The sequence below is a fragment of the Streptomyces sp. NPDC059247 genome, from assembly GCF_042754005.1.
GTDB lineage: Bacteria > Actinomycetota > Actinomycetes > Streptomycetales > Streptomycetaceae > Streptomyces.
On record NZ_JBHYZW010000012.1, the window covers coordinates 1 to 14414 of the forward strand.

Here is a 14414-nt window from a genome sequence, read left to right on the forward strand (position 1 = left end):
CCCCACACACCCACCCACACCCCCCCCCCCCTCCTTCCTCTTTGTCGTGGGTGCTCTTTTTTTTTCAACCCCCCCGCCCCCCCCCCCCCCCCCCGGGGGGCCCCCCGGGACTCGTGTGTCCATCGGTTCCTAGCGTCCGGAGCCCTACGGGCTGTGGCACGAGGGTCTTTCTTTCGCTCAGGCCCTGTAGGCACGGGGCGTGATGAGCCGTGCCCGCTCGTACGTGTCGCGAGCCACGTTGTTCTTGATGTGCGGTTTCACGAGGCGCAGCAGATTCAGCATCCGCTGATCCGCTCTTCCTGACTGAACGAGCGGATAGTCATCCATCGCGCTGCTCCATGTGGCACACGCTGCCTCCAGATGCCCCATCGCGAACTGGCGTTCGGCGAGAATCATCCGCTGGTGGACTCGTGTCCTCCGGTAGACGCTGTAACGGAGTCGGTCGGACTGCTGCATCGCCTCTACCGCCCCCGCCAGGTCGCCGAGTTCGTATCGCACCTGACTGGTGTGGTAGTTCAGTGCCGCCGGGTCATAGGATCCGAAAATCTTCTCCTGGGATTCGGCCTTGTCCATGGCTACTTCGGCTTCCCGCAGGTACATGAGGGAGTCCGACCGGTCTCCGATCTGTGCTGCCGCATGGGCCTGTTGTCCGGCCAGGAAGGCACGCATCCTCGGGCCTGCTTGCGGGGAAGCCGCTGCGGCGGCGTTCGCCAGCCGCATCGCGTTCTTTCCGTGGCCCAAGTCCACTGCCTGGACGCTCATTCCTCGGAGCGTGGTGCAGTACGTGAGATGGTCCTCCGATGCCCCTGCCAGTTCCAGGGCTTTCAGGTAGTAGCGCTGCGCCAATCCGTGAAGACCCTCGTCCACGGCCATGTATCCGGTGAGATAGCACAGATCCGATGCCGCTGACATCATCGCCTTGCGGACTTCCTCGGATGCGTCCGCCCTGAGATACGGGGCGACCGTGTTCACGAGAAAAGCCGCTGCCATGGGCCGGGCGTGGCGGCCCCCGAACTGGTCGTCGAGCTCCGACACCCGCTCTGTCATAGCGGCAACCACTTCGACTTCGCGCATCCCTATCCGCTGCGTTCTTCCGGTGTGAATCGCCTCCATTCTTCCCACGACATCAGGCCAGTTCGGGATGGTGAGAGCGACCGAGAAAAGGCTTGCCCCGACAATGCTTCGGCGGGACGGGTCGACGTCATGTCTTCCGAGGTCGATAAGCCCTTCCACCACATTCGGTCGGGTGTTCGCCTCCTTCGGGGGGGTCGGGAAACCTGCCTCGGAGTGCGTGATGGGACGGAGCAGTCTCCGGGCGAAAGCTTCCAGGATCAGCGGGCGAACAGAGTCTTTCGGCATGTGACCGCTCAACCACTGGTGAGCGGATGGCTGCTGGTACTTCAGGGGCGTTCCGCGTTCGGTCCCGACGCGGTTGACCTCTTGGGCGAACTGCCGCAGTGTCCACCCGCTCTCGCGGTACAGCCGCTCAAGTCCGGTGTTCGGCTTTCGTGTCGCCACTGGCCCCAACTCCCGTGCTCCGACCGCTTAACGCTCTTAATCCCCACCCTCTCCTGAAACGGTACCGCTGTGCGTGGTCGGACGGTTGCCTAGTGCGAGCACCGCATGTCGGTGGAGAGAAGCAGAGGTGACGAAACATGGTGGGTACCACGTGGTCTTCCACCCCCGACGGGTATGCGGTGGATACCAGCACCGGGCGCCCCCGGTACGGCGAGATCGTCCGTGCGGACAACGGGCTGTTCGTCCTCCGCCCGCCCGGCGGTGGCGCGCAGTGGCCCGCTTCGGCGCGTACGCTCCGGCGGCCGACCACCGAGGAGTGGGCGAGCATCCTCCTGCTGATCACGCCCGTCCGGAGGGAGGGGCCGTGACGGGCCCGTGGGCGGTGATACTGCCCGCGTACGTCGCCGAGGTGTACGCGGTGGGGCCGGTCGCCGGGACCTGGCTGCCCACGACGTTCAGCCTCGGGCGGTTCGAGACGATCTCGCCGAAGCTCGTACTGCGCTGGCTCCGGGGCGAGGCCCTGCGGCTGGCCGACCGGCTCGACCCCGACCCCGCGCGGATGGACCGGCTCCCACCGCGCACGTACCGCGTCGCACCCCCCGGCCCCCACTGCGCCGACGAACTCCGGGACTGGGCGACGAGCGAGGACGCCGCCGTCCATGCCCGCGAGACCTTGCGCATCCGCAGCCCCTTCCGCCTCACCTTCACCGACCAGGACTGCGCCTACATCCTCAGCGTCTGGCTCAGCACCGCCCGCACCGAGGGCGACCGCCCGCATCCCGCCCCGGCGACCCCACGCGTCGCCACCCTCACGGCCCCGCCGCACCGACCGTGACGCCCCACGCCGCTCACTCCGGGAGCACCCCCCCCACCGGTCCCACCCGCGCCGTCCCAGCATCCGGGCCGTCCCGTACCACTCCTCGGTACGGGGCGGTCCGTCCGCTTATCCTGGCCCCATGTTGACCATCACCCGGGCCCTGTACGACCAGATCGTGGAACACTCCCGCGCGGACCACCCCGACGAGGCCTGCGGCGTGGTCGCGGGGCCGGCGGGCTCCGGGCGGCCCGAGCGGTTCATCCCGATGCTGAACGCCGCCCGCTCGCCCACCTTCTACGAGTTCGACTCCGCGGACCTGCTCAAGCTCTACCGCGAGATGGACGACCGCGACGAGGAACCCGTCATCGTCTACCACTCGCACACCGCGACCGAGGCGTACCCGTCCCGCACGGACATCACCTACGCCAACGAGCCCCAGGCCCACTACGTCCTCGTCTCCACCGCCGACAGCGACGGCGCGGGCCCCTTCCAGTTCCGCTCCTTCACCATCGTCGACGGCGTCGTCACCGAGGAGGACGTCAAGGTCGTCGAGGTCTACGAGCCCGAGACCGTCTGAGCCCCCGCCGTACGGAACCGGGCCAGATACGCGGAGGGCGTGACCCCCACGTGCCGGGCGAACGCCCTCCGCAGGCTCTCGTCACTGCCGAACCCGCCACGGGCAGCCGCCCCCGTCACCCCCGCCCCCGCCTCCAGGAGCATCCGGGCCGCCTCCACCCGCACCCGCTCCACGCAGTCCGAGGGCGTCGCCCCCACCTGCTCCCGGAACAGCCGCGCCAGATGCCGGGGGCTCACCCCCGCCCGGCGGGCCAGCGCCGCCACCCCGTGGTCCGCCGCCGGATCCGCCACCACCGCGTCGAGCAACGGCCGCACCACCGGATGACCGGTCGGCGGGATCCGCGAGACCGCCGAGAACTGCGACTGCCCACCCGGCCGCTGGAGGAACACCACCAGATCCCGCGCCACCGCGCGGGCCGCCGCCGGACCCCGGTCCTCCTCCAGGAGCGCCAGACACAGATCGATCCCGGCCGTCACTCCCGCCGAGGTCCACACCTCCCCGTCCCGCACGTGGATCGCGTCCGGCGCCACCGTCACCTCCGGGTACCGGCGGGCCAGCTCCGCCGCGTGCTCCCAGTGCGTCGTCGCCCGCCGCCCGGCCAGCAGCCCCGCCGCCGCCAGCGCGAACGCCCCCGTGCACACCGACGCCACCCGACCCGCCCGCCCCGCGAGGCCCGCCACGGTCGGCGCCACCGCCGCGCACCGTGCCGGATCGACCGCCCCCGGCACCACCAGGGTGTCCGCGCGATCCACCGCCCCCGCCGCCAGATCCGCCCCGATCCGCAGCCCCGCCGAGGTCCGCACGTCCCGCCCGTCGGGCGTGCACACCCGCACCCCGTAACCCGCGCCCGCCGTCCCGAACACCTCCAGCGGAGCCGACACGTCCAGCAGCCGGACCCCGTCGAAGGCGAACACCACCACCGTGTGCGTCGTCATGTGTCCGATTCTGCGGCATCCCCGTCCGTACGGACATGGCGAGCGCCCGCCCCCCACGACGACGCTGGACCCATGAACCCGCTCGCACTGATCCCCGACAGCCCGCTCGCCACCGCCGCCACCGAACTCGTCCGCGACACCACCGACGAACTCCTCTACCACCACTCCCGCCGCGTCTACCTCTTCGGAGCCCTCCAGGGCCGCGCCCGCGGCCTCGCCTTCGACCCCGAACTCCTCTACGTCGGCGCCCTCTTCCACGACCTCGGACTCGGCGAGGCGCACCGGGCCTCCGGCCGCCGCTTCGAGGTCGACAGCGCCGACGAGGCCGCCGCCTTCCTCCGCTCCCACGGCGCCGACGAGGACGCCGTCCGCCGCGTCTGGACCGCCGTCGCCCTGCACACCACCCCCGGCATCCCCGCCTTCATGGAACCCGAGGTGGCCCTCGTCACGGCCGGGGTCGAGTACGACGTCCTCGGCATCGGCCACGACGACCCCGCCGTCGTGAGTCCCCGGGACCGGGCCGCGATCGTCGCCGCCCACCCCCGCCCCGACTTCAAGCGCCGCATCCTCGCCGCCTTCGCCGAAGGGGTCGCCCCCCGCCCGGAGACCACCTTCGGCAACGTGAAGGCCGACGTCCTGCGCCACTGCCTGCCCGGCTTCGTCCCCGGCGACTTCGTGACCACCGTCCGCGAGTCCTCCTGGCCCGAATGAGACACTGACCCCGACCAACGGGCGGCAGGGCCCAGGAAGCCGGTGCGAATCCGGCACGGTCCCGCCACTGTGACCGCCCCTCCGGGGACGGAAGCCAGGAACTGACCTGCCGCCTCCCGCACCGGTCGGGGACGTGGAAATCCCCGGAGGAGGCACGTTCCGTCATGATCCGCCGCCACAAGCTGCTGCCCGCGCTCGCCCTCGTCCCGCTGCTCGCCGCCTGCGCGACCACCCCCGCGCCGGACGCCACGGCGGGCAAGGCGCCCGCGGGATTCCCGTACACCGTCGACAACTGCGGCGTGAAGAGCACCTACCAGGCCCCGCCGAAGCGCGCGGTCACCATGAACCAGCACGTCACCGAGGTCATGCTCGCCCTCGGCCTGGAGAAGTCGCTCGTCGGCACCGCCTACCTCGACGACACCGTCCTCCCCGCCTACAAGAAGGCGTACGACTCCATACCGGTCCTCGCCGAGGAGTACCCCTCCAAGGAGGCCCTGCTCGCCGCGAACCCCGACTTCGTCTACGGCGGCTACTCCTCCGCCTTCTCCGCCAAGGACGGCCGCAGCCGCGACGACCTGGCCCGCGCGGGCATCGCGACCCGCCTCAACACCGAGTACTGCCCCACCGGTTCGACCTCCGTCGACGACCTCTACCGCGAAGTCCGCGAGACCGGCCGCACCTTCGGCGTCACCGCCCGCGCCGACACCTGGGTGGGCGAGGCCCGCGCCACCCTCGCCGCCACCGAGAAGCGTCTGAAGGGAGTGGAGCCGGTCTCCGTCCTCGTCTACGACAGCGGCGACAAGACCGCCTTCACCGCGGGCGGCAAGGGCATCGGCAACGAACTCATCACCCGAGCCGGCGGCCGGAACGTCTTCGCCGACCTCGACAAGACCTTCGGCGACGCCACCTGGGAACAGGTCGTCGCCCGCAAGCCCGACGTCGTCGTCATCTACGACTACGGCTCCACCACCGTCGAACAGAAGAAGAAGCGGCTCCTCGACGACCCCGCCCTCAAGGACGTCCCCGCGATCAAGAACCGCAGGTTCGCCGTCATGCCGCTCTCCGACACCGTCCTCGGCGTCCGCGTCCCCGCCGCCGTCGACAAGCTCGCCGCCCAGCTCCACCCCGCCCGCTGACCGCGGCCCCGTGAAGACCGCAGCCCGCCCCGCCCCGGCCGCCCCCCGGGCCGGGGCCCCCGGCCTCCCCGCGCCCGCCCGCCCCCTCCGGTACGCCCTCGTCGTCACCGGCCTCCTCGCCGCGCTCGCCGCCGCCGCCCTGGCCTCCCTGGCGCTCGGCTCCGTACGCGTCCCGCCCGGCCAGGTCCTCGACGCCCTCACCGGCCGGGCAGCCCCCTCCCCGTTCCGCACGATCGTCCTCGACGTCCGGCTGCCCCGCGTCCTGCTCGGCGTGATCGTCGGCGCCGGACTCGCCGTCGTCGGCGCCGTCCTCCAGGCCCTCGTCCGCAACCGGCTCGCCGACCCCTTCCTCCTCGGCATCTCCTCCGGCGCCTCCGCCGGAGCCGTCCTCGTCCTCGTCGTCGGCGGCGGAACGGGCCTGATCGCCGGAGTCACCACCACCGTCGCCCTGCCCGCCGGAGCCTTCGCCGGAGCCCTCCTCGCCCTCCTCCTCGTCTACGGGCTCGCCCGCCGGGGCGGCACCATGACCGGCACCCGGCTCGTCCTCGCCGGAGTCGCCGTCTCCTACATCCTGTCCGCGCTCGCCACCCTCGTCCTGGTCGTCGGCGGACGCCCCGAACAGTTCCAGGAAGCCATGTTCTGGTCGCTCGGCGGCCTCGGCAGCGCCCGCTGGGACACCCTCCTCCTGCCCGCCGCCGTCCTCGTCCTCGGCACCGGACTCCTCCTCGCCCTCGCCCGCCCCCTCGACCTCCTCCTCGTCGGCGAGGAGAGCGCCACCGTCCTCGGCCTCGACATCGCCCGCTTCCGCGCCGCCGTCTTCGTCCTCGCCTCCCTCGTCACCGCCGTCATGGTCGCCGCCAGCGGCGCCGTCGGCTTCGTCGGACTGATGGCCCCGCACGCCGCCCGGCTCGCCGTCGGCGCCCCGCACCGCAGACTGCTGCCCGTCGCCGCCCTCGGCGGCGCCCTCGCCCTCGTCCTCGCCGACCTCGCCGCCCGGACCGTCGCCGCACCCCAGGACATCCCCGTCGGCGTCCTCACCGCCCTCACCGGCGGCCCGTTCTTCCTCTGGCTGATGCGCCGCCGCCCGGAAGGAGCAGCCCTGTGACCGAACTGCGCCTGCACGGACTCTCGTACGAGGACCGGCTCCGCTCCGCCGACCTCACCGTCCGCCCCGGCGAGACCGTCGGACTCATCGGCCCCAACGGCAGCGGCAAGACCACCCTCCTGCGCTGCGTCTACGGCACCCTCACCCCCACCGCGGGCCGCGCCCTCCTCGACGGCGACGACCTGCGCGCCCTCGGCCCCAAGGCCCGCGCCCGCCGCGTCGCCACCGTCCCCCAGGACAGCGCCGTCGAGTTCGAACTGACCGTCCGCGAACTCGTCGCCCTCGGCCGCTCCCCGCACAAGCGCTTCTGGGAGGGCGACACCGGCGCCGACCACGAACGCGCCGGGACCGCCCTCGCCCGCGTCGGCCTCGCCGACCTCGCCGACCGCCCGTACCCCACCCTCTCCGGCGGCGAACGCCAGCGCGCCCTGGTCGCCCGCGCCCTCGTCCAGGAACCGGAACTGCTCGTCCTCGACGAACCCACCAACCACCTGGACATCCGCCACCAGCTCGACGTCCTCGCCCTGGTCCGCGCCCTGGGCACCACCAACCTCCTCGCCCTCCACGACCTCAACCTGGCGGCGGCGTACTGCGACCGGCTCTACGTCCTGGAGGGCGGCCGGGTCGTCACCGGCGGCACCCCCGCGGAGGTCCTCACCCCCGCCCTCCTGGAAGCCGTCTACGGGGTCCGCGCCGAGGTCGTCCCGCACCCCACGAGCGGCGTCCCGACCGTCCTCTACCAGCATCGTCCGGCAGTCGGTCAGGAATCATCCACCATGTGAGATCACATTCCGGAACCCGGACCGGGAATCGATACGATGAGCCCATGGTTTCCCACGACGTGAGCGAAGAGACTCCGGGCACGGTCATGCTCGTGGCCCGCCTGCACGTCGACCTGTGCCGCCTCGCCAGCGCGATGTGTCCGTCCCGCGCTGCGTTCTGAAGACCGGCCGAGCGCACCCCGTACGACCCCCCTTCCGCGCGGGGGCCCCAGCAGCGCGCCCAGCACGCCACTTCCGACAGGAGCCCACGCCATGGCCATCGAGGTCCGCATCCCGACCATCCTCCGCACCTACACCGACGGCGAGAAGGCCGTCGAGGGCAGCGGCGGCACCCTCGCCGAGCTCTTCGCCGACCTGGAGTCCCGCCACACCGGGATCGAGGCGCGCATCGTCGACGGCGGCAAGCTCCGCCGCTTCGTCAACGTCTACCTCAACGACGAGGACGTCCGCTTCCTCGACGGCATCGACACCAAGCTCACCGACGGCGACAGCGTCACGATCCTGCCGGCCGTCGCCGGCGGCATGGTCTGATCCACATGCGCTACGACTCCTCGCTGGCGGCGGTCGGCAACACACCGCTGGTCCGCCTCCCCCGGCTCTCGCCCTCGGACGACGTCCGCATCTGGGCGAAGCTGGAGGACCGCAACCCGACCGGCTCGGTCAAGGACCGCCCCGCGCTCCACATGGTCGAGCAGGCGGAGAAGGACGGCCGCCTCACCCCCGGCTGCACCATCCTGGAGCCGACCAGCGGCAACACCGGCATCTCCCTCGCCATGGCCGCCAAGCTCAAGGGCTACCGCATCGTCTGCGTGATGCCTGAGAACACCAGCGAGGAGCGGCGGCAGCTGCTCGCCATGTGGGGCGCGGAGATCATCTCGTCCCCCGCTGCGGGCGGCTCCAACACGGCGGTCCGCGTCGCCAAGGAACTGGCCGCCGAGAACCCGTCCTGGGTGATGCTCTACCAGTACGGCAACCCGCACAACGCGGGCGCCCACTACGCCACCACGGGCCCCGAGATCCTCGCCGACCTGCCCTCGATCACCCACTTCGTGGCCGGGCTCGGCACCACCGGCACCCTCATGGGCGTCGGCCGCTACCTGCGCGAGCACAAGCCCGATGTGAAGATCGTCGCCGCCGAGCCCCGGTACGACGACCTCGTCTACGGCCTGCGGAACCTCGACGAGGGCTTCGTACCGGAGCTGTACGACGCCTCCGTCCTCACCACCCGCTTCTCCGTCGGCTCCGCCGACGCGGTCACCCGCACCCGCGAACTCCTCCGGGAGGAGGGCATCTTCGCGGGCGTCTCCACCGGCGCGGCCCTGCACGCGGCCATCGGCGTCGGCAACAAGGCGCTGAAGGCGGGCGAGAGCGCGGACATCGCGTTCGTCGTCGCCGACGGCGGCTGGAAGTACCTCTCGACCGGTCTCTACACGGCCGCCACGACGGAAGAGGCCATCGCCGCGGTCCAGGGCCAGCTCTGGGCCTGACCCCCGCCCCGAGCACCGGGACACGCCTCCCGCCCCACCCCGGGCCGGGGCGTCGGCTGGGACCCGAGCCCCGGTCCTGACACGGTCCCCCGCCCGGTCCCGGGTGCTGACTCAGGCCCGTGCCCCGGTCCTGGGCAGGTCCCCGGTCCTGGGCAGGTCCCACGCCCAGGGGCCGGGTGTCGGCTCGGACCCGGGCCCAGGCTCGCGGGCGGCCCCCGCGTCCAGGCCCCGGGCCCGGTTCGGGCCCGCGCCCCGGCCCGGGTGCCGGAGGGACGTCCCCCCGGCTCGACCGCGCCCCGTCCGCTGAGCGCGGGTCCTCCGCGCTCCTCCGGGCCCCGGCCGCAGGCCCGCCCGCCCCGGCCGGTTCCGGCGGCTCCCCGCTCAGCGGGCCAGGTGACGGACCTGGTCCCACAGGACCGGGTCCGCCGCTCCCGCTCTGCGGCGGAAACCCGACACCGGGACCTCCCGCAGCTCGTCCGTCTCCAGGAAACTCGGCCGCCCCTGCGCGTCCCCCACCGCGCCCGGCGGCAGCGCGATCACCCCGGGCCGCTCGTCGTGGTACTTGCTGGTGATCTTGGCGACCAGCGCCAGGTCACCCCGTACCGAAAGCACCAGACACGGCCTGTCCTTGGCGCCGGGCCCGTCCTCGTAGGGCACCTCCGCCCACCAGATCTCGGCCGGCCTCGGCCGCCGACCCGGCGCTCCGCCCGGCCCCGAGGGACCGCGCGCCGGACGCCCCGGCGGCCGGGTCCTTCCGGCGGGCCGCCGCCCCGGGGGCCGACGGGCCGAACGCCTCCGCCCGTCGGAGAGCGCCACCACCAGAGCGATCACCACGACCGCGACCAGCGCGGGCCACCACGACGTGTCCATGCTCCAAGACGGTACCGGCGCGCGGCCCGCTCCGCCGCAACGGCCCGCCATCCATCCGAACCGGTGACAGAGCCCGTGAGTTCGCCCACAACGGGCCGTCACGGAGGAGCGACAGGCCCGGCCGCGCCGTACGCTCGACTGACCGCACAGCCTCCCCCCCCAGCGCGCTTTCCGTATCCGTCCACGGAGGTTCCCGCTCCATGAAGCTCACCGTCGTCGGCTGCTCCGGGTCGTTCCCGTCCGCGGACTCGGCCTGTTCGAGCTACCTCGTCGAGGCCGACGGCTTCCGGCTGCTCCTCGACATGGGCAACGGCGCCCTGGGCGAGCTGCAGCGCCACATCGGTCTGTACGACCTCGACGCGATCTTCCTCAGCCATCTCCACGCCGACCACTGCATCGACATGTGCGGGTACTTCGTCGCCCGCTACTACCGGCACGACGGCGGGCGCTGCGACGCGATCCCGGTCTACGCGCCCGAGGGCGCGGAGGAGCGGCTGACCACGGCGTACGCGGACACGCCCTCCCCCTCCTCGATGAGCGAGGTCTTCGACTTCCGCACCCTGAAGTCGGGTTCCTTCGAGATCGGCCCGTTCTCGGTGCGCACGGAGAAGGTGTGCCATCCGGTGGAGGCGTACGGCATCCGGGTCGAGCACGGCGGGCGCTCGCTCACGTACTCCGGGGACACCGGGACGTGCGAGGCGCTGCACGAGCTGGCCGAGGGCACCGACCTGTTCCTCTGCGAGGCGTCCTTCACGCACGGCAAGGAGGACATCCCGGCCCTGCACCTCAACGGCAGGGAGGCGGGCGAGGAGGCGGCCCGTTCGTCGGTGGGGCGGCTCGTCCTCACCCACATCCCGCCGTGGACCGACGGCGAGCGGAACCTGGCGGACGCCCGCGAGGTCTACGCGGGCCCTTCGGAGCTGGCGCGACCGGGCGCGGTCTACGAGATCTGAGCGCGGACGCCCGTACGGCCCGGCCCGTACGGCCCCTCGGACGGCCGGACCGCGCGGACGGAGCCGTACGCACAGAAAAGGGGAGGGCCCCGGAACCTTCTGGTTCCGGGGCCCTCCCCTTCGTACGGGGTGAGGATCACGCCTTGGTGAGGTCCTCGATCTCCTCCTCGGGCTCACGGCCCGGGGTGGGGAGGTTGAACTTGGTGATCGCGAAGCGGAAGACCACGTAGTAGACCGCGGCGAAGACGAGTCCGATCGGGATGATCAGCCACGGCTTGGTCGCGAGGTTCCAGTTCAGCAGGTAGTCGATGCCGCCCGCGGAGAAGGTGAAGCCCGCGTGGACTCCGAAGGCCCAGGTGACGGCCATGGACACGGCGGTCAGGACGGCGTGGATCGCGTACAGGACCGGCGCGATGAACATGAAGGTGAACTCGATCGGCTCCGTGATACCGGTGACGAAGGAGGTCAGCGCGAGGGAGACCATCATGCCCATCACGGCCTTGCGACGCTCGGGGCGAGCGGCGTGGGCGATGGCGATGGCGGCGGCCGGGAGGCCGAACATCATGATCGGGAAGAAGCCCGACATGAAGATTCCGGCGCTCGGGTCACCGGCGAAGAAGCGGTTCAGGTCACCGTGGACGACCTCACCCGCGGCGTTGGTGAAGTCACCTATCTGGAACCAGGAGACGGTGTTCACGAACTGGTGCATACCGACGGGGATCAGTGCGCGGTTGATGAGACCGAAGAGACCGGCGCCACCGGCACCGAGGCCGGTCATCCACTCGCCGAAGTTGGAGATGCCCTCACCGATCGGCTCCCAGACCAGACCGAAGACGACACCGACGGCGGTGCCGACGAAGGCCATGATGATCGGGACGAGACGGCGGCCGTTGAAGAAGCCGAGCCAGTCCACCAGCTTGGTGCGGTGGAACTTCTGCCACAGGACGGCGGAGAGCAGACCCATCAGGATGCCGCCGAGGACGCCCGGGTTGTTGAACGTCGCGGCGACGTCGACACCCTTGTTGGCGGTCGTGTTGACGACGGCGTCGGTGATGGGGAAGGCCTTCAGCACGTTGCTGTAGACCAGGAAGCCCACGAGCGCGGCCAGGGCCGTGGAGCCGTCCGCCTTCTTGGCGAAGCCGATGGCGACACCGATGCAGAAGAGCAGGGGCAGGTTGTCGAAGACCGCGCCGCCTGCCGTGGCGAAGACGGAGGCGACCTTGCCCCAGGCGAGGCCGTCGGCGCCGAAGACGTCGGGCTGGCCGAGACGGAGCAAGATACCCGCGGCCGGCAGCACGGCGATCGGCAGCTGCAGGCTGCGACCGACCTTCTGCAGGCCCTGGAACAGGCCGGATCCGCGCTTCTTCGCGGGAGCGGCGGCCTGGGCGGTGGCCGTACTCATCAACTTCCTCCAGAAAGGCAAGGCGCCGCCAGAGGACAGTGAAAGGGGGACGGCGACGTCTCGTGGAACGCGGTGGTCTGGACCGCGTGGTCTACACCAATCAGTGGTGTAGACCAGTTGTAGCACGTGTGACTTAGATAAGGAACCTGCGAATTCTGTGCTCTCAGCCATAGCCGGAAATAGACGACAGAAGGCCCCTGGACCGTGAGGTCCAGGGGCCTTCGGAGGGCCTTACCGGGGGGTCGAAAGCCCCGAAACGGTCAGCCGTACGGTGGGGGGTGCGGGGTCACTTGACGTTGTCCCGCTCCATCTCCTCCTCCACCTCCTCGGGCTCGCGGCCCGGGGTCGGGAGGTTGAACTTGATGATCGCGAACCGGAAGATCACGTAGTACAGGGCCGCGAAGCCGAGTCCGATCGGGATGATCAGCCATGGTTTCGTCGCCAGGTTCCAGTTGATCAGATAGTCGATCAGACCGGCCGAGAAGCTGAAGCCGTCCTTCACCCCCAGCGCCCAGGTCAGCGCCATCGAGACACCGGTCAGGACCGCGTGGATCGCGTACAGCACCGGGGCGATGAAGAGGAAGGAGTACTCCAGCGGCTCCGTGATGCCGGTGACGAACGAGGTCAGGGCCACCGAGAGCATCAGACCCCCGACCGCCTTGCGCCGGTGCGGCTTCGCGCAGTGGGTCATCGCGAGCGCCGCCGCCGGAAGCGCGAACATCATGATCGGGAAGAAGCCGGTGGTGAACTGACCGGCGTTCGGGTCGCCCGCGAGGAACATGCTGATGTCACCGTGGACCACCGTTCCGTCCGGTTTCGTGTACGAACCGAACTGGAACCAGACGGGCACGTTCAGGAACTGATGCAGACCGATCACGAGCAGGGCGCGGTTCGCGACACCGAAGATGCCCGAACCCCAGGCGCCCAGACCGACCAGCCAGTCGCTGAAGCTCTCCAGGGCGTCACCGATCGGCGGCCAGATCCACAGGCAGAGCGCCGCGAAGACGATGCCGACGAAGGCCATGATGATCGGGACGAGACGGCGGCCGTTGAAGAAGCCGAGCCAGTCCACCAGCTTGGTGCGGTGGAACCGCTGCCACAGATAGGCGGCGAAGAGACCCATCAGGATGCCGCCGAAGACACCCGGGTTCTGGTACGTGTACCCCGCGAAGGCGTCGTCCGCCCCCAGGCAGCCGCCGCTGATGTCCTTCGTACCCGTCGGGCAGGACTTCGGGAACTGGCGCAGCACCGTGTAGTAGACGAGGAAGCCGACGACGGCGGCGAGCGCGGTCGAGCCGTCCGACTTCTTCGCCATGCCGATCGAGACGCCGATGCAGAACAGCAGCGGCAGACCGAGGCTGCCGTCGAGCAGCGCACCGCCCGCGCCCGCCATCACCTTGGCGACGTCGGTCCAGCCCAGCCCGTCCGCACCGAAGACGTCCGGCTGTCCGAGCCGGTTGATGATGCCCGCCGCGGGCAGGACCGCGATGGGCAGCTGAAGGCTCCGGCCCATCTTCTGGAGCCCCTGGAAGAGCGCGCTGCCCCAGGATTTCTGCCGCCCCGCCGCGGCGCTTTCGGTACTCATCGGCGTCCTCCCTGCCCGGAACAAGCCGGGTCCGCGTCTCGTTGCACTGGTGTAGACCAGTTGCGATAGGCTCCGGGAGCCCGTAGGGGACAGGCCGCCGGTGATCGTCATCATTCGACAGAACGGCGGCAGTCGCTCGCATAGTTGGGCCAACCGTGGGTTACCGTGAAAAAGCGGACCATAGGTGCGCCGAGATTCGCGTGCTCGCGAACGGAACGGACAGGGAGAAACACATGGCCAGCAAGGCTGAGAAGATCGTCGCCGGGCTCGGCGGCATCGAGAACATCGAAGAGGTCGAGGGCTGCATCACCCGCCTGCGCACCGAGGTCATCGACCCGAGCAAGGTCGACGAAGCCGCGCTCAAGGCCGCCGGCGCCCACGGCGTCGTGAAGATGGGCACCGCCATCCAGGTCGTCATCGGCACCGACGCCGACCCGATCGCCGCCGACATCGAAGACATGATGTAAGCAGCCGCACCGGCCGCCGTACCGCCCGAGGGGCCCGTTCCGACAGGGGAACGGGCCCCTCACGCGGTA

17 protein-coding genes and 1 riboswitch are annotated in these 14414 nt (G+C 70.9%); of the genes, 12 read left to right on the top strand and 5 right to left on the bottom strand.

Annotated features, from left to right (window positions below; genetic code table 11):
• Nucleotides 1-177 precede the first annotated feature (177 nt).
• Entirely contained in the window at nucleotides 178-1518 is a 1341-nt protein-coding gene (locus tag ACFXGN_RS21445) for a tetratricopeptide repeat protein (RefSeq protein WP_384861448.1), read from the bottom strand.
• Between the two features lie 179 nt (nucleotides 1519-1697).
• On the opposite strand from ACFXGN_RS21445, the gene ACFXGN_RS21450 reads away from it, so the two are divergent.
• From ACFXGN_RS21450 to ACFXGN_RS21460, 3 genes are all read left to right on the top strand, one after another.
• Nucleotides 1698-1886, top strand: coding sequence for a hypothetical protein (locus ACFXGN_RS21450; protein WP_384861451.1), 189 nt, complete (start codon nucleotides 1698-1700; stop codon nucleotides 1884-1886).
• Nucleotides 1883-2353 carry a hypothetical protein gene (locus ACFXGN_RS21455; protein WP_384861453.1) on the top strand — a complete coding sequence of 157 codons (471 nt, stop codon included), beginning with the start codon at nucleotides 1883-1885 and terminating at the stop codon, nucleotides 2351-2353. The genes ACFXGN_RS21450 and ACFXGN_RS21455 overlap by 4 nt, the downstream gene beginning before the upstream one ends.
• A gap of 121 nt (nucleotides 2354-2474) precedes the next feature.
• A complete protein-coding gene (locus ACFXGN_RS21460) occupies nucleotides 2475-2912 on the top strand; it encodes a Mov34/MPN/PAD-1 family protein (RefSeq protein ID WP_384861456.1) in 438 nt (145 codons plus the stop codon).
• Here ACFXGN_RS21460 and ACFXGN_RS21465 read toward each other — a convergent pair.
• Nucleotides 2891-3847: a GlxA family transcriptional regulator gene (locus ACFXGN_RS21465; protein ID WP_384861458.1), complete on the bottom strand. Its 957-nt coding sequence runs from the start codon at nucleotides 3845-3847 to the stop codon at nucleotides 2891-2893. The two genes, ACFXGN_RS21460 and ACFXGN_RS21465, sit on opposite strands and share 22 nt — an antisense overlap.
• A 72-nt stretch (nucleotides 3848-3919) precedes the next feature.
• Between ACFXGN_RS21465 and ACFXGN_RS21470 the strand changes: the two genes are divergently transcribed.
• The 7 genes from ACFXGN_RS21470 (at nucleotide 3920) to ACFXGN_RS21500 (ending at nucleotide 9068) form a co-directional block, all read left to right on the top strand.
• Entirely contained in the window at nucleotides 3920-4558 is a 639-nt protein-coding gene (locus ACFXGN_RS21470; protein ID WP_384861461.1) for an HD domain-containing protein, read from the top strand.
• Nucleotides 4559-4590: 32 nt separating this feature from the next.
• Nucleotides 4591-4662: riboswitch (cobalamin riboswitch) on the top strand.
• 60 nt (nucleotides 4663-4722) lie between these two features.
• The gene (locus ACFXGN_RS21475; protein WP_384861463.1) at nucleotides 4723-5694 is read left to right on the top strand and encodes an ABC transporter substrate-binding protein; all 972 of its coding nucleotides are present in this window, start codon (nucleotides 4723-4725) and stop codon (nucleotides 5692-5694) included.
• 10 nt (nucleotides 5695-5704) lie between these two features.
• The gene (locus ACFXGN_RS21480) at nucleotides 5705-6799 is read left to right on the top strand and encodes a FecCD family ABC transporter permease (RefSeq protein ID WP_384861465.1); all 1095 of its coding nucleotides are present in this window, start codon (nucleotides 5705-5707) and stop codon (nucleotides 6797-6799) included.
• Entirely contained in the window at nucleotides 6796-7581 is a 786-nt protein-coding gene (locus ACFXGN_RS21485) for an ABC transporter ATP-binding protein (protein WP_384861468.1), read from the top strand. Before ACFXGN_RS21480 ends, ACFXGN_RS21485 begins: the two co-directional genes overlap by 4 nt.
• A 44-nt stretch (nucleotides 7582-7625) precedes the next feature.
• Nucleotides 7626-7742 (top strand): putative leader peptide, encoded by a 117-nt coding sequence (locus ACFXGN_RS21490; RefSeq protein ID WP_384861471.1) that lies wholly within the window; start codon nucleotides 7626-7628, stop codon nucleotides 7740-7742.
• A 91-nt stretch (nucleotides 7743-7833) separates the two neighbouring features.
• On the top strand, nucleotides 7834-8112 hold the full coding sequence (locus ACFXGN_RS21495; RefSeq protein WP_366441042.1) for a MoaD/ThiS family protein: 279 nt from the start codon (nucleotides 7834-7836) through the stop codon (nucleotides 8110-8112).
• 5 nt (nucleotides 8113-8117) lie between these two features.
• A complete protein-coding gene (locus ACFXGN_RS21500; protein WP_384861474.1) occupies nucleotides 8118-9068 on the top strand; it encodes a PLP-dependent cysteine synthase family protein in 951 nt (316 codons plus the stop codon).
• 381 nt (nucleotides 9069-9449) lie between these two features.
• Here the strand turns inward: ACFXGN_RS21500 and ACFXGN_RS21505 are convergent, their stop codons facing one another.
• The gene (locus ACFXGN_RS21505; protein ID WP_384861477.1) at nucleotides 9450-9938 is read right to left on the bottom strand and encodes a type II toxin-antitoxin system PemK/MazF family toxin; all 489 of its coding nucleotides are present in this window, start codon (nucleotides 9936-9938) and stop codon (nucleotides 9450-9452) included.
• Between the two features lie 200 nt (nucleotides 9939-10138).
• Here ACFXGN_RS21505 and ACFXGN_RS21510 point away from each other — a divergent pair, with 200 nt between their 5' ends.
• A complete protein-coding gene (locus ACFXGN_RS21510; protein WP_384861479.1) occupies nucleotides 10139-10891 on the top strand; it encodes an MBL fold metallo-hydrolase in 753 nt (250 codons plus the stop codon).
• Between the two features lie 136 nt (nucleotides 10892-11027).
• Here the strand turns inward: ACFXGN_RS21510 and ACFXGN_RS21515 are convergent, their stop codons facing one another.
• Nucleotides 11028-12293 (bottom strand): PTS transporter subunit EIIC, encoded by a 1266-nt coding sequence (locus tag ACFXGN_RS21515; protein ID WP_384861482.1) that lies wholly within the window; start codon nucleotides 12291-12293, stop codon nucleotides 11028-11030.
• A gap of 286 nt (nucleotides 12294-12579) precedes the next feature.
• Nucleotides 12580-13878, bottom strand: a complete 1299-nt coding sequence (locus tag ACFXGN_RS21520) for a PTS transporter subunit EIIC (protein WP_384861484.1) — start codon at nucleotides 13876-13878, stop codon at nucleotides 12580-12582.
• Between the two features lie 233 nt (nucleotides 13879-14111).
• Between ACFXGN_RS21520 and ACFXGN_RS21525 the strand changes: the two genes are divergently transcribed.
• Nucleotides 14112-14345, top strand: a complete 234-nt coding sequence (locus tag ACFXGN_RS21525) for a glucose PTS transporter subunit EIIB (protein WP_018517946.1) — start codon at nucleotides 14112-14114, stop codon at nucleotides 14343-14345.
• The last annotated feature ends 69 nt before the right edge of the window (nucleotides 14346-14414 follow it).